The organism is Priestia sp. TRM10, assembly GCF_057808375.1.
On record NZ_JBJZOT010000015.1, the window covers coordinates 1,307,275 to 1,327,660 of the forward strand.

The 20,386-nt window shown below is 36.6% G+C and carries 20 protein-coding genes; 3 read left to right on the plus strand and 17 right to left on the minus strand.

All coding sequences use genetic code 11. The annotated features are described in order from the left end of the window. Positions 1–43: 43 nt before the first annotated feature. The gene (locus ACK3CR_RS23480) at positions 44–334 is read left to right on the plus strand and encodes a YtpI family protein (RefSeq protein ID WP_019391204.1); all 291 of its coding nucleotides are present in this window, start codon (positions 44–46) and stop codon (positions 332–334) included. 44 nt (positions 335–378) lie between these two features. Here ACK3CR_RS23480 and ACK3CR_RS23485 read toward each other — a convergent pair whose 3' ends face one another. From ACK3CR_RS23485 to ACK3CR_RS23515, 7 genes are all read right to left on the minus strand, one after another. Continuing rightward, entirely contained in the window at positions 379–1,695 is a 1,317-nt protein-coding gene (locus ACK3CR_RS23485) for a DRTGG domain-containing protein (RefSeq protein WP_243517224.1), read from the minus strand. A gap of 197 nt (positions 1,696–1,892) precedes the next feature. After that, the gene (locus ACK3CR_RS23490; RefSeq protein ID WP_061802212.1) at positions 1,893–2,129 is read right to left on the minus strand and encodes a hypothetical protein; all 237 of its coding nucleotides are present in this window, start codon (positions 2,127–2,129) and stop codon (positions 1,893–1,895) included. A 60-nt stretch (positions 2,130–2,189) separates the two neighbouring features. Then, positions 2,190–2,339, minus strand: a complete 150-nt coding sequence (locus ACK3CR_RS23495; protein WP_243517221.1) for a hypothetical protein — start codon at positions 2,337–2,339, stop codon at positions 2,190–2,192. A gap of 99 nt (positions 2,340–2,438) precedes the next feature. Continuing rightward, the gene (gene argH, locus ACK3CR_RS23500; protein WP_488976164.1) at positions 2,439–3,815 is read right to left on the minus strand and encodes an argininosuccinate lyase; all 1,377 of its coding nucleotides are present in this window, start codon (positions 3,813–3,815) and stop codon (positions 2,439–2,441) included. Then, positions 3,812–5,020, minus strand: coding sequence for an argininosuccinate synthase (locus tag ACK3CR_RS23505; RefSeq protein WP_328122497.1), 1,209 nt, complete (start codon positions 5,018–5,020; stop codon positions 3,812–3,814). Before ACK3CR_RS23505 ends, argH begins: the two co-directional genes overlap by 4 nt. Before the next feature lie 486 nt (positions 5,021–5,506). Then, positions 5,507–6,010 carry a MogA/MoaB family molybdenum cofactor biosynthesis protein gene (locus tag ACK3CR_RS23510; protein ID WP_243517212.1) on the minus strand — a complete coding sequence of 168 codons (504 nt, stop codon included), beginning with the start codon at positions 6,008–6,010 and terminating at the stop codon, positions 5,507–5,509. Next, a complete protein-coding gene (locus ACK3CR_RS23515; protein ID WP_488976165.1) occupies positions 6,000–6,851 on the minus strand; it encodes an EcsC family protein in 852 nt (283 codons plus the stop codon). Before ACK3CR_RS23515 ends, ACK3CR_RS23510 begins: the two co-directional genes overlap by 11 nt. Before the next feature lie 134 nt (positions 6,852–6,985). On the opposite strand from ACK3CR_RS23515, the gene ACK3CR_RS23520 reads away from it, so the two are divergent. After that, positions 6,986–7,723: a Cof-type HAD-IIB family hydrolase gene (locus tag ACK3CR_RS23520; RefSeq protein ID WP_243517191.1), complete on the plus strand. Its 738-nt coding sequence runs from the start codon at positions 6,986–6,988 to the stop codon at positions 7,721–7,723. Between the two features lie 32 nt (positions 7,724–7,755). Here ACK3CR_RS23520 and namA read toward each other — a convergent pair whose 3' ends face one another. From namA to ACK3CR_RS23550, 6 genes are all read right to left on the minus strand, one after another. Continuing rightward, on the minus strand, positions 7,756–8,769 hold the full coding sequence (namA, locus tag ACK3CR_RS23525) for an NADPH dehydrogenase NamA (protein ID WP_430237901.1): 1,014 nt from the start codon (positions 8,767–8,769) through the stop codon (positions 7,756–7,758). A 142-nt stretch (positions 8,770–8,911) separates the two neighbouring features. Further along, on the minus strand, positions 8,912–10,102 hold the full coding sequence (locus ACK3CR_RS23530; RefSeq protein ID WP_019391194.1) for an acetate kinase: 1,191 nt from the start codon (positions 10,100–10,102) through the stop codon (positions 8,912–8,914). Positions 10,103–10,407: 305 nt separating this feature from the next. After that, the gene (locus ACK3CR_RS23535; protein WP_243517185.1) at positions 10,408–11,394 is read right to left on the minus strand and encodes a class I SAM-dependent methyltransferase; all 987 of its coding nucleotides are present in this window, start codon (positions 11,392–11,394) and stop codon (positions 10,408–10,410) included. Positions 11,395–11,507: 113 nt separating this feature from the next. Next, positions 11,508–12,008, minus strand: coding sequence for a thiol peroxidase (tpx, locus tag ACK3CR_RS23540; protein ID WP_488976224.1), 501 nt, complete (start codon positions 12,006–12,008; stop codon positions 11,508–11,510). 101 nt (positions 12,009–12,109) lie between these two features. Beyond that, positions 12,110–12,586, minus strand: a complete 477-nt coding sequence (gene ytfJ / locus ACK3CR_RS23545) for a GerW family sporulation protein (RefSeq protein WP_019391191.1) — start codon at positions 12,584–12,586, stop codon at positions 12,110–12,112. Beyond that, a complete protein-coding gene (locus ACK3CR_RS23550; RefSeq protein ID WP_488976166.1) occupies positions 12,583–13,266 on the minus strand; it encodes a DUF2953 domain-containing protein in 684 nt (227 codons plus the stop codon). Before ACK3CR_RS23550 ends, ytfJ begins: the two co-directional genes overlap by 4 nt. A gap of 203 nt (positions 13,267–13,469) precedes the next feature. On the opposite strand from ACK3CR_RS23550, the gene ACK3CR_RS23555 reads away from it, so the two are divergent. Further along, entirely contained in the window at positions 13,470–14,273 is an 804-nt protein-coding gene (locus ACK3CR_RS23555) for an NAD kinase (protein WP_019391189.1), read from the plus strand. 88 nt (positions 14,274–14,361) lie between these two features. Here ACK3CR_RS23555 and ACK3CR_RS23560 read toward each other — a convergent pair whose 3' ends face one another. The 4 genes from ACK3CR_RS23560 to ezrA all read right to left on the minus strand — a co-directional run bounded on the left by ACK3CR_RS23560 (position 14,362) and on the right by ezrA (position 20,251). Beyond that, the gene (locus tag ACK3CR_RS23560; RefSeq protein ID WP_488976167.1) at positions 14,362–15,975 is read right to left on the minus strand and encodes an amidohydrolase; all 1,614 of its coding nucleotides are present in this window, start codon (positions 15,973–15,975) and stop codon (positions 14,362–14,364) included. A 100-nt stretch (positions 15,976–16,075) separates the two neighbouring features. After that, the gene (gene thiI / locus ACK3CR_RS23565; protein WP_243517179.1) at positions 16,076–17,281 is read right to left on the minus strand and encodes a tRNA uracil 4-sulfurtransferase ThiI; all 1,206 of its coding nucleotides are present in this window, start codon (positions 17,279–17,281) and stop codon (positions 16,076–16,078) included. A gap of 3 nt (positions 17,282–17,284) precedes the next feature. Then, positions 17,285–18,418 carry a cysteine desulfurase family protein gene (locus ACK3CR_RS23570; protein WP_488976168.1) on the minus strand — a complete coding sequence of 378 codons (1,134 nt, stop codon included), beginning with the start codon at positions 18,416–18,418 and terminating at the stop codon, positions 17,285–17,287. 132 nt (positions 18,419–18,550) lie between these two features. After that, the gene (gene ezrA, locus ACK3CR_RS23575; protein WP_243517173.1) at positions 18,551–20,251 is read right to left on the minus strand and encodes a septation ring formation regulator EzrA; all 1,701 of its coding nucleotides are present in this window, start codon (positions 20,249–20,251) and stop codon (positions 18,551–18,553) included. Positions 20,252–20,386: the final 135 nt, after the last annotated feature.

A 20,386-nucleotide genomic window follows, 5' to 3' on the forward strand; every position in this document is an offset into this window, starting at 1 on the left:
AAGAAAATGAAGCATCACCACTATTAAAAAATGGAGGAATTGTATGCCTATTTTTGTAGTATTGATTATTTTTTCGCTTGTTTTTTATCTTTTCTACAAAACAAAGTACATTCGTTCAAAAGCTCCAATGGAAAAACAGTGGCTCTCTGCTAAATGTAGCATCGCTCTTGGTCTCTTCGTTTTTCTGTTCGGAATAAACCTCTTTTTCATCCATAATTCTGTTGTTTCCACCATTGTAGCAGTCGTTTTCGTTTTACTAGGCGGAGCAAGCGTAATTGCGGCTTTCAAAGCTTACAAATACTATCTTCCAAAAACGATTGAAGAACGCAAATAAAATTCTATACTAAAAAACGCAAAGCAGAGTTGCTTTGCGTTTTTTTATGTTCGATCAAGTACTTGAGCCATCATAAGTGCTTTACCAACTAGCACTCCTTCACTATATGCTTCAACATCTACTTTTCCGAACTTACGACCAATTTCAAGTACTTTTGGGCGAATTTCAAGCGTACTGTCAATTTGGACAGGTTTGATAAAATATAAAGTTACATTTTCAATAACGAGATCGCCTTTTTTATAGACACGAAGAGCTCTGTTTGTTGCTTCTGTCAATATAGTCATAAAAACCCCATTTGAAATAGTTCCCATATAGTTTGTCATTTGTGGGGTTACTTCACAACGATAATAGAAGTTATCTTTTGCCTCTGACACGTCTTGAAACTGACTTGTCACAATATCATCAATCGTCTCCCCAACTTGTGGCTGCTTTTGAATCATTTGAAGAGCTTTTAATACATCTTGCCTGCTAATAATTCCTTGAAGCACATTATATTCATCCACTACGGGTAATATTTCAATGCCTTCCCATACCATCATATGAGCTGAGGAAGCAACAGACGTCTTTTGGTGGACTGTAATTGGATTTTTCGTCATCACTTTTTCAATAATCGTATCTCTGCTATAGTCAATAATGTCTTTTGAAGTCACAATTCCTTTTACATGCAAATCATCATCTACAACTGGAAAACGAGTATGTTTTGTATGATGATTATACTCATACCATTTTGATATAGGATCACTTATGTTTAGAATAGCCGCATTCTCAGCAGATGTTAAAATATCTTCGACAAGGACAATTTCTTTTTTGATAAGGTGATCATAAATGGCTCTATTGATCATAGCTGCTACTGTAAACGTATCATAGCTTGTTGAAATAACAGGTAAAGCAAGCTCGTCCGCTAACTTTTTAACATGATCTTCAGTGTCAAATCCTCCTGTTATCAAAACTGCGGCTCCTGCTTCTAATGCTAGCTCATGAGCATCCGTTCGATTTCCAACAATAAGCAAATTATCTGCTCCTGTGTAACGCATCATTGCTTCAAGTTTCATTGCTCCAATAACAAACTTATTGAGTGTTTTATGGAGCCCTTCTATGCCGCCTAACACTTGCCCATCTACAATATTAACAACTTCTTCATACGTCAACTTTTCAATATTTTCTTTTTGTTTTCGTTCAATTCTAATCGTTCCAACTCTTTCAATTGTCGAAACATACCCTTTATTTTCAGCATCTTTGATGGCACGGTAAGCCGTCCCTTCACTTACTCCAAGGTCTTTTGCAATCTGTCGAACAGAGATCTTTTCGCCAATCGGTAAATGATCGATATGCTGCAAAATTTGTTGATGCTTTGTCGCCACGATTCTTCACCCTTTAAAATTACTTAGTTTATTTGTTAATTGCCACTGTTATCTATCTTTCTCTACAGCGTCATTTATTTTGCATACTCTACTTCATTAAACCATTTTTTTACGATGATGTAACTACTCTTTATCTTACTTTTCATTTTTCATAATAAAAAGCCTTTCTTTTTATGAAAGGCTTTCCATCTCTTTCTCTATTGATACATTCTTCTCTTCAAAGGGGCTTTTGCTTTTTTCACTTTTAGTCTTTTCTCTCCTTTAGGAGCGGATAAGAAAGCTAAGAAATTACCGCTTAAGACAAGAAGAGCAAAAAGAATCCATACTAGTGAGAAAAGACCAAATGTTCCCCCATAAAAAGGCTGTAGATATGGCATTGCATAATAAAGCAAAAGGCTTGTTAGCAAAACATATAAAAGATATTTCTGTTTCATATGGACCTCCTAACTATTCCTTTTGCTTTATTTATATGCAGAACTTGTCTTAATCAGACGTTATCCTTCACCTTGATTTTCACTGTATCCTGTGTCAAAATGACCATTTTCATACGCTTCCATAATGTGCTGGGTTGTCAGTTGTTCTCCTTCTTCATCGTAAAAAAACATTTCATCATAAGACTTGTTTACTGACTTTGGATCATTCATCTATTATCACTCCTCAAATTATCTTTATTCTCCGTTATTTTCTACTTATTTTTTAACATTATTCCCAAAAAAAGAAGACACCTAATTGGTGTCTTCTTTTTATAACAATATGTGCTGCTTTGCCTTTTCAATTGCAAGGCTCACTTGCGCAAAGCCTGTGCCCCCTTGGCTATTACGACGCTTAACAGCATTATAAGGATCAATTACATCATAAATGTCATTTTCGAAAAGATCTGATGCTTCTCTATACTGCTCTAATGTAAGATCTTGAAGATAAATGCCTTGATTAATGCATGTTAAAACAAGTTTTCCTACAACTTCATGCGCTTCTCTAAACGGCATTCCTTTTGATGCTAGATAATCGGCTAGCTCTGTCGCATTTGAGAAATCTTGTGAAGTTGCTTTCGTCATATTCTCTGTTTTGACAGTCATCGTATCAATCATGCCGCTGAAAATTGTCAACGAACCTTCAAGTGTTGTTACCGTATCAAACATTCCTTCTTTATCTTCTTGCAAATCTTTGTTATAAGCAAGAGGAGTTCCTTTTAGAACTGTTAAAAGACTGAATAAATTTCCATATACACGGCCTGTTTTCCCTCTGATTAATTCTGCCATATCTGGATTTTTCTTTTGTGGCATAATGCTACTTCCTGTTGCATATGTGTCATCCATTTCAATAAATTGAAACTCTTGGCTTGACCATAAAATCAACTCTTCACAGAATCGAGAAAGATGGGTCATAACAAGCGAACTATTGCTCAAAAATTCAATAATAAAGTCTCGATCGCTAACAGCATCCATACTGTTTTCATAGATACCTGAAAAGCCTAATAGCTCTGCTGAGTAGTTACGATCAATAGGAAAAGTTGTGCCTGCAAGCGCTCCTGCCCCAAGCGGTGAGAGGTCAATACGTTTTAATGATTCTGTAAAACGATCAACGTCACGTTGCAACATCCAGAAATAAGCCATTAAATGGTGAGCAAATGAAACAGGCTGAGCACGTTGCAAGTGCGTATATCCTGGGAAAACAGTCTTAATATGTGCCTCAGCTTTATTTATAAGAACTGTTTGTAGTTTCTTTAATAAGCCAATAATCTCTGTAACGTGCTTTTTTAAATAAAGATGCATATCTGTTGCAACTTGGTCATTACGGCTTCTCCCTGTATGAAGTTTTCCTCCTACAGGCCCAATTTCATCAATAAGAAGTTTCTCTAAATTCAAATGAATATCTTCATACTGAGCAGAGAAAGAAAGCTCATTACTTTTTGCTTTCTCTGCTAATATATTTAGTCCAGCCGTGATTTGGTCTTTCTCATCTTCTGTGAGAATGTTGCATTTTGCAAGCATTGCAACATGAGCAAGACTTCCTTGAATATCTTCTTCTACAAGTGCTTTATCGAATGTAATAGATGCTCCGAATTCGTCAATCCATTGCTCAGGACGTTTTGTAAAACGTCCTCCCCACAATTTGGTCATGAGTTCACCTTCTCCTTATTGTTCACCATGCTATTTACTTTTGTTGGTAAGCCCCAAAGGTTGATAAATCCAACAGCAGCATCATGGTTAAACTCATCTTCTTTTGTATATGTTGCAAGCTTCTCATCGTATAGAGAATTTGGAGATTTTCTTCCTTCAACAACAGCATGACCTTTGAATAGTTTCACGCGTGCTGTACCGTTTACTGTTTGTTGTGTTTCTTTTAGGAAACCTAGTAGCGCTTTTGTAAGCGGTGAGAACCAAAGACCTTCATAAATCACTTCTGTTAGTTTCTTTTCAATCACTGGTTTGAAATGAGCTACTTCTTTTACAAGTGTTAAGTCTTCAAGCTCTTTATGTGCTTTAATAAGCGTCATAGCACCTGGGCACTCATATACTTCACGAGATTTAATTCCAACAAGGCGGTTTTCAACATGATCGATACGTCCCACACCATGTTTCCCAGCAATGTTGTTTAATTTTAAGATAAGTTCAGACAGTGGAAGATTCTCTCCATCTAACGAAACAGGAACCCCTTGAACAAACTCGATTTCTACAACATCCGCAACATCTGGTGTTGCTTCAACTGGAGTTGTAAGATCATATGCTTCTTCAGGTGGTGCTGCCCATGGATCTTCTAAAACACCGCACTCATTGCTTCTTCCCCATAAGTTTTGGTCAATTGAGAAAGGGCTATCCAGATTAATCGGAATTGGAATATTTTTCTCCTTCGCATATTCAATCTCTTCTTCACGAGACCATTTCCAGTCACGAACAGGAGCTAATACTTCAAGATTTGGATTTAAAGCATTAATTGATACTTCGAAACGCACTTGGTCATTTCCTTTTCCCGTACAACCGTGCGCTACAGCTACTGCATTTTCTTTTTCAGCTACTTCCACAAGTTTCGCAGCGATTAACGGACGAGAAAGCGCTGAAACAAGTGGATATTTTCCTTCATAAAGAGTGTGCGCTTGAAGAGCTGCTAATGCATAAACATTCGCAAATTCTTCTTTTGCATCAATAACATGTGAAGAAATTGCGCCAACAGAAAGTGCTTTTGATTGAACGAAATCTAGATCTTTTCCTTCCCCGACGTCTAAACAACATGCTACAACGTCATAACCCTTCTCTTGCAACCATTTAATTGCGACTGATGTATCTAATCCACCTGAGTATGCTAACACGACTTTTTCTTTTGCCATTTCTAAAATCCTCCTCTTAATATCCTTGCATTTATATATAAATATATTTTTATCGATTTGTTTTTTTATTCATCTTTGTTAATAATAATGTATCACCTATCTCTCAGACTTTCAATACTTATTCATAAAAAAGTATAAATATTAGTGTATATTTCTTGTTTTTTTTATTTTCTCTTTCTATTTACTTTTTATTTAAGCCCGCTAACATAAGGTTTTTAGCCCTTTCATCTTCTTTCGCTTTCAATGTTCACCTTTTTCTCTTTCTCTATCTTTTTGCAAGAAACAATGAATAATCACTACATATTCAGCAAATACACATATTCTAAAAAACAGGAACAAGTACTAACATAGCGGGCGAGGAGCAACAGTTTTTATACATTATGAAAAGAAGGAAGAATTGTTGAATAAAGGGAGAAGCCTAAATTTTTTATAGATATGTTATAAAATAAAAAGAAGCTGAAAAACTCTCAGCTTCCTTTAAAAAAGTTATTTAATATGTTTTATAACGTGAGCAAGCTCAGGGATAATAAGTTTATCCATTGCAAGTTTAACAGCTCCTGAAGAGCCCGGAAGAGAGAAAAGAGCTGTGTTCTGCACCACTCCGGCTGCAGCCCTACTTAATAGGGCCGCAGATCCGATATCTTCTTGATAACTTAACATACGGAAAAGTTCACCAAAGCCCACGATTTCCTTTTCAAAAAGAGGTGTGACAGTCTCAATTGTTACATCTCTTTTAGCAAGTCCTGTTCCTCCGTTTGTAATAACTGCTTCAATACGTTCATCATTAATTAACCTTTGAACAGCTTCTAAAATCACGTCTTTTTCATCTTTTACAATCACGTGCTCAACAACTTTAAAATTCTTTTCTCCTAGCTTCTCTTTTATGAGTGCTCCACTTTTGTCTGTTTCTTTTGTTCTTGTATCACTAATTGTAATAACTCCACAAGCAACGACCGTTGGAGCTTCCCTTTTGTGTTCTTCAACGCTCATTTTGCTTTCCTCCCTTCTCTTCCATTAAGAAGCGATATTGATAGAAGCGTTTTGCAAAATCCGTTACTTCAGCTGTGAATTTGTAGTTGAAACTGCCTGAAAGAAGCATTGCAAAGAGAGAACGTTTCTTTGAAGAGTGACGTTTTGTTGATAAAATAAGCATTGTTTTAATAATTTGTTGTAATAGATGAGCACTTAATGCATTATGTAATACTTTTTCGCTTTGCTCATTATAATAGGCCGTTTCAAACGTCTCAATCTCTTCTTTCAGCTGCTCCCAAGCAGCGAAACGATACTCTTTTGGCACAATAGCTGCATGAAATATTTTTAGAATAAGAATCATTTCAAATGGGTCTTCACAATCGTATCCATAGCTTAGTGCTGTTAAATGGATAGATTGAAAGTTCAATGTGATGAGAAGAGGAATATCTATGCCAACAAATAAAACATTTCCTGTTCCAGAAGCTGCTCCTTGAACAAACGAATAAAGCCGCTGCTTTTTCAGCTGCTCATCAGCGAGGTATGACAACTGATCAATATTTAACATCTTAAGATCCTGAATTTCCTCTATGCGTTCGTCTAGCAATGAAGCGGTTTTTAGAAGACGTTTACGCTCACTTTTTTGTATGTAAGATCGATCAATAAAACCTTGAAGGTGAAAAAGCCCATTGTCTAGAAACTCCATGTACTTGTAATATTTATCTTCAGGAAGGGAGTCAAAAAAGTTTTGCAGCAACTGCTTGTTCTCTCTCTCAGCTGATGTTAAACTCCACTTTTCAAGCTCCTGTTCCCATTGCAAGATTTCTTCAAGCATAATTCTTTCTCGGCTTGTACGTTTCATTCTTACACCTCCGTTATTGTTAAAGATTATTTTAACACAAGGGGATATAAGAAACATTAGGCGGTTACAGTTATCATTCCTTTATATTAAAATGAAAGAGACGGAACGTAAAAAGAAGGAGGCTATTTTTTTCTATGAAAAACTCAATAAAACTTATCGCACTCGATATGGATGGTACATTGTTAGATAATGAACAAAATGTATCTTCTCAAAACAAAGAGGCTATTAAGCTTGCTAAGCAAAAAGGAATTCCAACTGTATTGAGTACAGGACGCTCACTTCTCACATGTCGTGAATATGCAGAATCGTTGGAGCTTTCCTCCTTCCTTGTTACTTCAAATGGAAGTGAAATATGGGATTCTGCTTTTAAGCTTGTTGACCGCAATCTTATTGAGCATGCTCATATCGAAAAACTATGGGAACTCAAACAAAAGTATAATATTCACTTTTGGGCCTCTACAACAGAACGATTATGGAGAGAAGAATTTCCTGATAAAATTGTGGAACATGAGTGGTTAAAGTTTGGATTTGATATTCCGAATGATAGTATCAGAGAAGCTGTTTTAGGAGAACTTCAAGAAAGCAAACAGCTTGAAATCACAAATTCAAGCCCAACAAATATTGAAATCAATGCTGTTGGAATTAATAAAGCAAAAGCATTGATGAAAGTTTGTGAACGATTAAATATTACAATGGATAACGTCATTGCAATGGGAGACAGCTTAAATGATATCGCTATGATTGAAGAAGCAGGTGTTGGAGTTGCAATGGGAAATGCCCAAGAAGTTGTGAAAGAAAAAGCAGATTGGATTACTTCTCCCAATATTGAGAATGGAGTTGCAAAAGCTATCCATCACTGGGTTTTATCCTAAATAAAAATCCCCTTCTATGAGGGGATTTTTATTTACCAACCGTATTCGTATTGAACAGGAGCTTCAATTTCTTCACGAAGTTCTTTTGCAGCTGTTCTTGGCCAATATGGATCGCGAAGCAATTCACGGGCTAAGAATACTAGGTCTGCACGATTATTACGTAAAATCTCTTCCGCTTGGAAACCGTTTGTAATAAGACCAACGGCTCCTGTATCAATATTTGCCTCATTTTTAATTTGATCTGCAAATTGAACTTGATAACCAGGATATGCTGTAATTGGCGCTGGGGCTACGGCACCTGAACTTACATCAATAAGATCTACACCTTGTTCTTTCATCCATTTCGCAAATGGAACATAGTCGTCAGCTTTTAAGCCTTCGTCAAGATAGTCAAATGCAGAAACGCGAACAAATAGTGGTCCATTCCATTCTTCTTTCACAGCTTCAATCACTTCTTTTAAGAAACGATAGCGATTTTGGGCTGATCCCCCATACTCATCTTCACGTTTATTACTAATTGGAGAAAGAAATTCATTAATTAGATAACCATGTGCACCGTGAATTTCAATAATATCAAATCCAGCTGCTTTCGCTCTACGCGCACCTTCTTTAAAGTTTTGGACCTTATTTTGAATATCTCCCTTTGTCATTTCTTTCGGTGTTTTGTAGTTCTCATCAAAAGCAATAGCAGAAGGAGCCAAAATTTCTTCTTCAAGCTCCGCTTTACGACCTGCGTGTGCAAGCTGAATGGCTACTTTTGCACCATGCTCTTTACTTAAAGAAACGATATCTTTTAATCCATCAATATGTTCATCGCTCCAAATCCCCAGATCACGAGGAGAAATACGTCCTTCTGATGAGACAGCTGTTGCTTCAACCATAATAAGACCAACTTGACCAACAGCACGAGTTGTATAGTGTGTTAAGTGCCAGTTTTTCACTTTTCCACTTTCATCACTTGAATACATGCACATAGGAGACATAACAATTCTATTTTTGATTGTAACGCCTTTCACTGTATAAGGAGAAAATAACTTTGTTTTCATATCTTTCGCCTCCCGAAACTTTTAAATTGAAACAGAAATATTGTATCATCTCCCCTTCTACACTTCACTTAAGATGCTCAAAGTAAATCTTTTTTATAAAAAAAAGCCTCTTTCCCATAAGGAAAAGAGGCTTTCTCTTTTATTACATGTTTGCTAAACGAGTTACGTCGCGAGCAATCATTACTTCTTCGTTTGTTGGGATAACAATAACTTTTACTGGAGAGTGTGGATAGCTTACAAAAGCTTCGTCCCCACGTACATTGTTAAGATCTTTGTCCCAATATACGCCCATGAATTCAAGGCCTTTTAGGATACGCTCACGGATTTCTACGCTGTTTTCACCGATACCAGCAGTGAAGACGATTGCATCAACACCAGACATGCGAGCAGCATATGAGCCAATATATTTATGGATACGGCTTGAGAATACTTCAAGAGCTAACTCTGCACGTTCGTTACCTTCTTCGGCTTGACCAAGTAGGTCACGAAGGTCACTTGAAATACCAGAAACACCAAGAAGTCCACTTTCTTTGTTCAATACTTGAAGAACTTCATCAGCTGTTTTCCCTGTTTTCTCCATAATGAAAGGAATTAAAGCTGGGTCAATGTTACCTGAACGTGTTCCCATTGCAACACCTGCAAGTGGTGTGAATCCCATTGAAGTATCAATTGATTTCCCACCTTCAACAGCAGCAATACTTGCACCGTTTCCTAAGTGGCAAGTAATGATGCGAAGTTGCTCAATCGGACGACCAAGTAACTCTGCAGCACGTTGTGACACAAATTTATGTGAAGTACCATGGAAACCATATTTACGTACGCCATATTTCTCATAGTACTCATATGGTAAGCTATAAAGATAAGATTGCTCTGGCATTGATTGATGGAATGCCGTATCAAATACAGCAACTGAAGGAATGTTTGGCATAATTTCTTTGAATGCTTTAATTCCTACAACGTTTGCCGGGTTATGAAGAGGAGCTAGTTCGCTTAACTCTTCAATTTGGGCTAATGTTTCATCAGTAATAAGAGCAGAATCGCTGAATATTTCTCCCCCATGTACAACACGGTGACCAACGCCATTGATTTCATCATAAGAACTAATAACGTTTTCAGAAATTAATTTATCAAGCAAGATTTTCACTGCAACAGCGTGATCTGGGATATCTGTTATTTCTTCTTTCTTTTCTCCATTAACAACGATATTGAATACCGCGTTATCTAATCCAATACGTTCTACAAGGCCTTTTGTTAATACCGTCTCACTTGGCATTTCGAATAATTGAAATTTAAGTGATGAACTACCGGCATTAATTGCCAAAATTTTGGTCATACTCAAATACAGCTCCTTTTTTCATATAGACACGGACTAGGTAGCTTCTTGCGCTACCATGTTCTACAATTTTCTATGATATTCGACACAATTTCTATCCTATTCCATTTAATCACTAGTGGTACACAATTTCAATATAGTAAACGCTATTAGTAAATATTCATTTTTTTCTGACATCTAATATATTTTCGTAACTTAAATAACCTTTTTGTAATTTTTTACTTTTTTATTTGCATAAATCCTCAAGTATTTACTATATCAAAATAAAATAAGAATACGACAGGTTTCTATCGTATTCTTATTCTTCATTGCTTTGCAGTAAACCATTCATTAATTTGACTCATAATATCACTCATAGCTTCTTTATTTGAGAAAGAAGGCAAATCAACAAGCAAAGCCTGCGAAGGTGGGGCTGCAGTAGCTCCTTTCTTCTGGACGATGAAGATACTTTTAGCATGCTGTTCTTTTTTAAACATTGTAAGTGGAAGTTGAAGCAGTCCTTGAATAAACCCTTCCTCTTTAATGAAAGCATGCAGTTTCTTCGCTTCATCCCCTGAAAAAATATTATTCGGAACAAGAGCAATAAGGTAGCCTCCTTCTTTTAAATAGCGGAAGCTTTGCTCGATAAATAAATAATGAGCATATGAATGCCCTTCTTCTGCTCTCAAGCGATAAGTTGAAGCACCTTCATTGTTAGGATAATAACCAACTGGTAAGTCTACTGTGACAACGTCAACAGGATCAACAAAGAGAGGCTGTAAGCTATCTTGATTAAAAAATTCCATTTCATGATGCTGCAGGTTTGCATTAACATACGAAAGTTTTACAAGAAGCTCGTCAACATCACTTCCATACGCCCGTACTTTTTTGCTATTTCCATTTAAAATAGCCGTAAGTAGATTCCCAGTTCCAACAGCAGGATCTAATATGGAAAACTCATCTTTTTTCTCCATCAATTTTTGAACGAAATAACCAACAAAGATGCTGACTGCATCAGGAGTCATTTCATGATTAGGCTGTGTTGCTTCTTTCATTCCTTTTAATACTGCGAGCTGAAAAGCTTTTCGAATACTCTCTTTAGATAGCTTTTCGATATCTACACGTTCATATTCTTTTTCAACACGCTTTTTTGTTACATCATCAACTTCTTCCTGAAGAATCGCTTTTTCGAATAAATTTTCACCAGTTTCACTAACAGCTTCTAAATACGTGCAGTTCAATTTATTTCGCAAAATGTTTGCTGTATCATCTATCACTTTAAAGAGCGTTTCCATCTCTTTGAGCTCAGTCATTTCTATCTCCTCCGAATCAAAAATCTCTTTTGATAACTTGACTATTTTAGCATATTTCCAAATTGAGACGCAAAAAAAGACCTCGAGAGTTTCGAGGCCTTTTTTTGAGAAAATTACTTTGCTGCTTTTGCCGCTTCGATAGCTGCTTCATAGTTTGGATGTTCTGTTACCTCTTCAAGGTATTCTGCATATGTTACGTTGTCCTCTGAATCAACTACGAATACAGAACGCGATAAAAGACGAAGTTCTTTAATCGTAACGCCAAATGCTTCGCCGAAGGAAAGATCACGATGATCTGATAAAGTTTGAACGTTTTCAATACCATTTGCACCGCACCAGCGAGCTTGAGCAAATGGAAGGTCAACGCTAACCGTTAGCACTTTCACATTTTCAAGTGAAGCTGCTTCTTCATTAAAACGACGTGTTTGTGCATCACAAACGCCTGTGTCAATTGAAGGCACAACGCTAATGATACGAACAGAACCTTTTGAATCATCTAAAGTAACTTCTGATAAGTCGTTTGCTAATACAGTAAAGTTTGGAGCTTTTTGTCCTACTTCTACTCTTTTCCCTAGAAGCGTTACTTCATTTCCTTTAAATGTTGTCATGATAATTTCCTCCTATATAAAAAGAATATGTACATGTAAATGTTAGCCTGTTTATGTACATATTGCAACGATTTCGTTCTATTACTTTTCACAAGGAGAAACATTGATTATGCTTCAGGATCAATTCCTTTTGCATGGCTGTCAGAAGAAGAGCCATTTTTCTTTCCATCTTCCTTCTTTTTAAAGAGCCCTTGTATTTTTTCTACTGCTTGTGGTGCTGTTTCTAACAATCGCTCGTAAAGATGCGTACTTTCATCAAGATGCAGCATTTTCACACCTGAGGAGTTGACAATCAGAAAAGCAATTGGCGTAATAGATACTCCCCCACCGCTTCCTCCTCCAAAAGGACTTCGCTCTTTTTTAGACGGAGTATGAGCTGACTGGCTGCCTCCTTCTCTCTTTCCTCCATCTGTAGAAAAATCACTTCCTCCTGCCGCAAAACCAAAACCAACTTTAGATACGGTTAAAATTACGCTTCCGTCAGGTGTTTCAACAGGATCTCCTACAATTGTATTAACATCAATCATTTCTTTTAAGTTTTCCATTGCTGTAGACATTAAGCCTTCAATAGGGTGTTCACTCATGAGGAAACCTCCTTGTGTTCGTTTTTAATTTTTTCTTTTTTACGTATTATGCTACGTCGATGTGAAAGCATAGCTATTCCCGTTAATATAGCATGACCGTTTTGGACTGAAACCATACATTGGAAGGACGTATATGAAGCTGGCTTATTAAATATGGGTGTAACAGCTAGTTTTGGTTCAGGATAAACATTCATATATTCCACAAGTAGACCTACAATGCTTCCCTTAATCCCCCAGCATGCTCCACTTAGAACACCCGTTATTGCTGCATCTCTTACACCGATTTCCGTTTCCCACTCAAGATTACGAACGTGCACCTTTCTCAAAAATCTTCGAACAATTTCATGAAAAGAAACGATATCTTGAATGATCTCTTGTACCCGATGAAAAGCGTCAGTGACATTTTCGACCGAAATACTTTCTTGTTTCACCCCTTTTTTATTATTGTTAATAGATTCTGTTTGCTTGATTTTCAACTTAGTTTCACCATCGTCTTCATTTAATGTTGCTTCAGGAATTTCATATGTATAGCGAATAAGCCCGAAGAGTACTTTGCATTTTATCTGATAAAAGTCATCTTTATGCTGATGGCGAAGATGAACCTCTATTGTTATGTTAGTAAACCAAACTAAAATAAAAAATGCGATAAGAACAAGGAGTATAATGAATACAACATTCACCTTCTACCACCTCCAAATATTCATTATTTCCCATTTACCCCACTCTAAACCCAGTTACTATTAACAAATTAGCTCTCTATGCCATAATCAAAAACTATAAAATTAATGGAATGTGAAATAATTATTTTAATTTTCTAACACTTGATGATATGATAGAAGGTAGAAAGCGGTTACTCTATTATCATCATATGGGAGGTTAAATCATGACAGCACATCGTAATAATATCTATTTATTCTACAAAAAAAATGAAAAAATCCTTGCAAACCTAAGCAGCTTACACGAGCTAGCCGAACAAAATGGATTTAATATTGTCAGCACGATGAAAGAGGCAAACATCATTGCAGCCCTTGGAGGAGACGGAACATTCCTACAAGCTGTCCGTAAATCAGGGTTTAGAGATGACTGTTTATATGCTGGTGTAACGCTTGATGAACAGCCTAGCTTTTACTGTGACTTCAACATCGATGAAAAAGAAAAAATGGTTGAAGCTATGACAAATGCTGACATCGAAGTACGCCGCTTTCCTATTATAGAAGTAAAGGTGGATCAGAATCCTCCTTTTTATTGCTTAAATGAATGTACAATTCGCTCGTCTGTAATTAAGACTTTAACAGCAGATGTATATATTAATGACCTACATTTTGAAACGTTCCGAGGAGATGGCATTGTTATTGCAACGCCAACTGGAAGTACAGCATACAACAAATCAATCAATGGTGCTGTTGTAGATCCATTAATGGACTGCATGCAAATTAGTGAAATTGCTTCTCTTAATAATAATACGTACAGAACGCTTGGCTCTTCTTTTATTTTAAGTGAGCAAAACTCTCTTACATTAAGACTTGGAAGCTATCAAAACTTAAATCCAATTGTAGGCGTTGACAATGAAGCATTGAATATTCAACAGCTTGAAAAAATCGAAGTAAAGCTTCACCATCAAAAAATTAAAACTGTAAAATTAAAAGATAATTCATTCTGGCGCCGTGTACAGCGCACATTTTTATAAAAAACAAAAAAGCTTGGACAATGAATGTCCAAGCTTTTTTAATGTCTACAGCATATAATTTCACATTCTATAAAATTACGTATTAAAGTTAAAATGCACTGTTCTCTTTATTTTTCTCAAACATAATTGTTTCATCAACGACTGTCATACTTACTCCAACGTTTGGAATAGCGTCTTCTGCAATCGTAAATAAATCTTGTTCTAACACCGTAAAATCTGCTAAATACCCTTCCGCAATCTTCCCTCTATCTCTCTCTCGACAAACAGCTTGAGCACTTCCTTCGGTAAAAAGCTTTATTGCTTCATATACGGAAAGCTTTTCAGAAGGAATATACTCTATATTTGAAGATTGCCCTCTTTTGGTAGTAACAGCAGCGTGAATACCTAAAAGCGGATTTACGGGCTCGATTGGTGCATCTGAGCCTCCTGCACACATAATTCCTTCTTGTAATAATGTTTTCCAAGGATAAAGATATGAAAACGTATTTTCCCCAATTTTATCAAGAATCCAAGGAAAATCGCTTGCAACAAAACGAGGTTGAACATCGAGTACAACGGGAATTTCTTTCGTTCGTTGAATCAAATCATCTCTTAAAATTTGAGCATGAATAATACGATCTCGCTGTCCCTTTTTTGGTGGATAAGCTTCTAAACTTTCTAGAACATACTCATAAGCAAGATCTCCAATGGCATGAACTGCTACATTCATCCCATGACTTCTTGCTGCTTTTACAAGCCCTTGTAGCTCTTCCCGTGTATGAATAGCAACGCCATTTGTGGATGGATCATCCTTATATGGAACGCTTAAAAGAGCAGATCTGCTGCCAAGTGATCCATCTGAGAAAATCTTCATAGCATCAAGTTCAACGAAAGAAGATTGTTTCTTATTCTTTGCCATATATTGAATCATATCTCCTACAACTTCATGATGAACAAGCAAGTTTAAACGAAACTTGTATCCGCTTTGTTCTGTTGCATAGAGAAATGCCTCATACGTTTCTTTAAAACCTGTGTAATAGTTTAAATCCTCTGTATGCCCTCCAGTTAGACCAACCCTTAAGCAATCTTCAATCCCCATCTGCAAGGCCTTTTGCACATATGCTTTAGAAACAGGAGGCATATATGCTGTAACCAAATCTTGAGCTCTATCAAGAAGCATTCCTGTTGGCTCTTTTCTACTATTTTTCACAATAACTCCACCAGGAGGATTTGAAGTATGTTTATTAATACTTGCTAGCTTTAGTGAATAACTATTCGCGAGACTTGCATGATGACAAATTCTTCTTGCAATGAGCGGATGTCCCTTGCTTACATTATCAAGTTCCTCTGCTGTTGGAATGCTTTTATCATCCCATTCATTCTCATTCCATGCTTCTCCAATAAGCCATTCCCCTTCTTCAAGTTCTTCTGCTTTTCTTTCTAAGAGGTGAAGCATTCCTTCCTTTGATTTCGCTTGCGATAAGTCCAGACGCATTAACCGTTCTCCATGTCCTATAAGGTGCATATGACTATCAACAAATCCTGGATACATGACAGACCCTTGTAAATTTATGACTTCTTCAATAGCATGTTTGTATTCTTGGCGAAGCTTTTCTTTTTCTCCAACAGCTTTTATAATTCCGTTTTCAGTAAAAACTGCTTCAACTGTCTCTCCTTGGTTTTTCATCGTATAAATTATTCCGTTACACCAAAGCTTTCCCATCACCATAACCCCTTTTAACATCATAATTGTTGTACTATGTATCGTATCACACAGAAATAAGCTCAACAAAAAAGAGCAGAAATTCTGCTCTTTTTCTTGTCTAAAATAATGATTCTTCAATGCTGTTAGAACTATCATTTGGCTGAATAAGAATAGTCTCTGTTTCATTCACAGCTTTTTCAATTAGTTCATCAAAATCTACAAACTCCTCATAGCGCTGCACCTTCTCAAGCTTTGGACGAGTTTTAGGCGCTACTGGTGTAAAGATTGTACAGCAATCCTCATAAGGACGAATCGAAATATCGTACGTATTGATTTTTTTAGATACTGAGATGATTTCAGTTTTATCTGTAGCAATAAGTGGACGTAAAACAGGTGTTGATGTAACATCATTAATCGCAACCATGCTATCAAGCGTTTGGCTTGCTACTTGTCCAAGACTTTCTCCTGTTACAATAGCTAGACCACCGTTTTGTTCTCTAATTTTATCCGCAATTTTTAACATCATACGACGTGTTGATGTCATTGTATAGTTTTCGGGAACCTGCTTATGAACAAGCTGCTGAATCTCTGTGAATGGAACAATATGAAGCTTAATGCTTCCTCCGTATTTTGTTAACTCTTTTGTTAAATCTACTACTTTTTCCTTTGCACGTTCACTTGTAAAAGGAGGACTGAAAAAGTGGACAGCTTCAATTTCAACGCCGCGCTTCATTGTTAAATAACCAGCAACAGGGCTATCAAGTCCGCCTGAAAGCATTAAAGCAGCTTTTCCACTCGTACCAACAGGAAGACCACCAAGTCCTTCGTAATCCCCGCTCATAATATACGTTGCTTCATTACGCACTTCAACTTTTACATTCACATCTGGATTGCGAACATCAACAGTTAGATTTTTTGTATTGCGAAGCAAATGGGCACCAATTGTTTGATTTAATCCATTTGTATCATACGGAAAATCTTTGAAAGAACGGCGGGAAGAAACTTTAAATGTCACACCCTCTTTATCATATTCTTTCAATGCCTCAAGAGCAGCTTCTTTAATTTTCTCTATATCATTCTCTACTTTTTGAGCTAAGCTAAAGCTTTGAATCCCGAAAACTTTTCGTAAACGTTCAATGATTAATTTCTCATCTTCATCATGAAGTTGAATGTACATGCGATCTCGAGTTTGAACAATTTCTATCCCGGGAACATCATAAAGAACACTCTTAATATTTTTGCGTAATCGACTTACAAACTTTTTACGGTTTTGGCCTTTTGTTGAAATTTCTCCATATCGAATTAGAATATGATCATATTTCATAGATTACCTCACTACCTTTTTTAAATGTGAAATGGTTTTATATAACGCTTGTGCTGCTTTTTTGCCGTCTTCCGGATTATTACAATAAGAAAAACTAAAGCGAATAGCCTGACTAGCTTGTTCAAGTGATTTTCCCATCGCAAGAAGAGTTTTGCTCGGTTGAGCTGTTTTAGAAGAACAAGCAGATGTTGTAGATGCATACACATTTTCATTCTCTAAGCTATGAATAACAACTTCTGCTTTCATCCCTGGAATTGTCACATTCACAATATGTGGAGCAGCTCCGTCTTTCGGCGTATTAATCATAAATTCTGGGTAAGAAGAAAGTTCTTTTCTAAACTCTTCACTCATTTTCCGTAAAGTCTCTTGGTTGTGTTCAAATGTCATCCGCAAAGCTTTAGCCATAGCTACAATGCTTCCTACATTTTCAGTTCCCGCTCGATGACTGTGTTCTTGAGCTCCGCCTGAAAGAAGGGGGGAAAGAGAGATACCCTCTCTTATATATAAAATACCTGCACCTTTTACACCATGAAATTTATGAGCGGAAAATGTGCAAAGATCAATATAACCTAATTTTAAATTGATAGGGACCTTGCCTATCCCTTGAACAGAATCAACGTGAAAAAGAATTTTAGGATGGTTTTGCAAAGCAAGACCAATTTCTTCTACAGGCTGCACTGTACCAACTTCGTTATTAACATGCATAACAGATACAAGGATTGTTTCAGGTGTAATAGCATCTAAAATAGCGTTAACAGATACTCTTCCTTCACTATCTACAGGAACATAGGTTATGTTAAATCCCATATCTTCCAACTGTTGCAGTGAACCATGAACAGAGTCATGCTCAACAGTCGTTGTAATGATATGATTACCTCGATTTCCAAAAGTAAAAGCGGTTCCTTTTAAAGCAAAGTTGTTTCCTTCTGTTCCTCCAGAAGTAAAAACAATTTCTTTCGCTTTTACACCTAACAAATCACCAATTTGGTTTCTTGCATGTGTTAATAATTTTTCAGCTTCTCCGCCTAGCTTATGAAGAGAAGAAGGATTTGCAAAATAGTCTTTCGCAACCTTTGCATAAGCGTCAATAACTTCGTCATAAGGCTTTGTTGTTGCACTATTGTCTGCATAAATCATCTTCAGTTCCCTCCCTACTTTTTATAATAACTATGATTAATTTCTTTTTTTACAAACTTTTTTTATCATACCATACGAATAAAGTTTTGCAATAAAGCTGATTGAAAACACAAAGAAAAAAGCCGCTACATTTTATCGTAGCGACTCGTCTTCTTTTAACGAATTTTCAATGGATGAAACAGAACCTGGTTCAACGCTCTCAAGCGCTGAAGACGCTTCTTGATAGGCTCTCTTATATTCGTATTGTCTAAAAGCCTGTTCTGCTTGTAGTAAACTTTCAGCAACTTCTGGATGACGGCTTCTGTAGCGGTTTCCATACTGAATCATTCGTTCTACAAGTGCTGCCTCAAAAATCAATTCTTCTGTTTCGCGGAAGGAAAGCTGAACTTCTTCAACAGCTTGCTCGAGCAGCTCATTTACAGCTACTGTATCGAGCGGCTTTTCTTCTAGTTTTGTGCTAACTTCTTGGATCTTCCCATAAGCGCGTTGAATATCTTCTCGATAAGATTCTGGAATTCCAGGTACATTGCTTTTTTCCACAATACGACGAGCTTCAAAAAGCTGCTTGCGCAAGTCTGCAATTTTCTCTTTAGCTGCTAGCTCATCTTTTCTTAAATCTTGAAGCATTTCAATATATGCTTGCTGAATACCTTCGACTTTATTCAGCTGTGTTAACACTTCTTCAAGTTCCTCAAAAATCACGCTATAAGCAATATTTTGTTGCTCTGCTTTATTGACAATGTTGTAATAAAGATTTGTTAATCGCTTTAGCTCTCGATCAATCTTTTGATAAAGCTCTAGCTCCTCTGGTGTTAAATGGTAGCTTTTTTGAACAAGAAATGCTTCTTCTTTCACTTCATGATTTCTTGCCTGAAGGGCTTTAATCATAACCGAAATTCGATCAATGTCCTGATTCATTTGCTGAAATGCACGCGCTTCTTTTTCAAGCATATCGTAAATGCCGTCAATCTTAGCGTTAATTGCCGCAACACTCGCTTCTGCTTCTTCAATATTTAATGCTTCAATCTCTCCAATAATAGCTTTAGCTGCTCTGCTTAGTTCCTCTAATGACTCTTCAATTTGAAGATGCTCAAGAATGTACCCCTCTTCAATCATCCCAATATAGCCTTCTCTTAATTCCTCAAGCTGTGTTGGTATCGTTGTTTGAAGCTCTGTAAAAAGAGCCGGGATCTTTTCAAGATTGTTTGTCATTACTGCTAACCGTTCTTCAATGCTCATTAATATGGCACTTGCTTGCAAGTAGTTGCCATTCTCTGTTTCTTCGTTAAATTTCACAAACTGTTTCTGAATTTTTTCAAGCTTCTCTGTAAGAGGTTCTTCTGCTTTTCCATATGAGTAACGATGTGCAAGCAATCGTTTCTTAGTTTCCCTGAAAAGTTCTTCCATTTCTACAATGGTTTTCTTATTATTTTCCTCACTACCGAGTAAGTTTTGAAGCTCTTCTAAAATTGTATCAATATCTTGTTTAATATTAGCAAGCTCTTCATCTAAAGAAGCAATACGCGCTTTTGCTTTTCGAAATTTATACTTATCAGCAAGTTCTTCAATTTCATAAAACGCATCGTCCATTTTGGGCAGGCGTATAGCAACAATGTTGTCCCATTTTTCACGCCAGCTTTCAAATAATTCTTCTGTTTCTCCTGTCATTTTAAGCTGTTTCACTTTTGCAATTTCATCTGCTACAGGTTCGCTCATCAATGCCGCCTTTATAGAATCCAATCGATCAACTTCTCGATAAACTTTTTTTCGAAGGAAGAAACCGTACAAAATAAATCCTATAATAAGGAGAATGATTATAATCGCGAGCTCCATCTTTATTCCCCCTCACAATGCCGTCCGACTGTTCAATTTTCTTATGTAAATATGTAATGAATGATGTTTTTGTCAATGCTTTTATGATACCATGTTCATAACATTTTTTGAGGAAATTTTTAAATTTTTTTAATA

Coding starts and splice junctions, on each gene's coding strand:
- ACK3CR_RS23480 (WP_019391204.1), top strand. CDS start 44: ATGCCTATTTTTGTAGTATTGATTATTTTTTCGCTTGTTTTTTATCTT.
- ACK3CR_RS23490 (WP_061802212.1), bottom strand. CDS start 2,129: ATGAAACAGAAATATCTTTTATATGTTTTGCTAACAAGCCTTTTGCTT.
- ACK3CR_RS23495 (WP_243517221.1), bottom strand. CDS start 2,339: ATGAATGATCCAAAGTCAGTAAACAAGTCTTATGATGAAATGTTTTTT.
- argH (WP_488976164.1), bottom strand. CDS start 3,815: ATGACCAAATTGTGGGGAGGACGTTTTACAAAACGTCCTGAGCAATGG.
- ACK3CR_RS23505 (WP_328122497.1), bottom strand. CDS start 5,020: ATGGCAAAAGAAAAAGTCGTGTTAGCATACTCAGGTGGATTAGATACA.
- ACK3CR_RS23510 (WP_243517212.1), bottom strand. CDS start 6,010: ATGAGCGTTGAAGAACACAAAAGGGAAGCTCCAACGGTCGTTGCTTGT.
- ACK3CR_RS23515 (WP_488976165.1), bottom strand. CDS start 6,851: ATGAAACGTACAAGCCGAGAAAGAATTATGCTTGAAGAAATCTTGCAA.
- ACK3CR_RS23520 (WP_243517191.1), top strand. CDS start 6,986: ATGAAAAACTCAATAAAACTTATCGCACTCGATATGGATGGTACATTG.
- namA (WP_430237901.1), bottom strand. CDS start 8,769: ATGAAAACAAAGTTATTTTCTCCTTATACAGTGAAAGGCGTTACAATC.
- ACK3CR_RS23530 (WP_019391194.1), bottom strand. CDS start 10,102: ATGACCAAAATTTTGGCAATTAATGCCGGTAGTTCATCACTTAAATTT.
- ACK3CR_RS23535 (WP_243517185.1), bottom strand. CDS start 11,394: ATGACTGAGCTCAAAGAGATGGAAACGCTCTTTAAAGTGATAGATGAT.
- ytfJ (WP_019391191.1), bottom strand. CDS start 12,586: ATGAGTGAACACCCTATTGAAGGCTTAATGTCTACAGCAATGGAAAAC.
- ACK3CR_RS23555 (WP_019391189.1), top strand. CDS start 13,470: ATGACAGCACATCGTAATAATATCTATTTATTCTACAAAAAAAATGAA.
- ACK3CR_RS23560 (WP_488976167.1), bottom strand. CDS start 15,975: ATGGGAAAGCTTTGGTGTAACGGAATAATTTATACGATGAAAAACCAA.
- thiI (WP_243517179.1), bottom strand. CDS start 17,281: ATGAAATATGATCATATTCTAATTCGATATGGAGAAATTTCAACAAAA.
- ACK3CR_RS23570 (WP_488976168.1), bottom strand. CDS start 18,418: ATGATTTATGCAGACAATAGTGCAACAACAAAGCCTTATGACGAAGTT.
- ezrA (WP_243517173.1), bottom strand. CDS start 20,251: ATGGAGCTCGCGATTATAATCATTCTCCTTATTATAGGATTTATTTTG.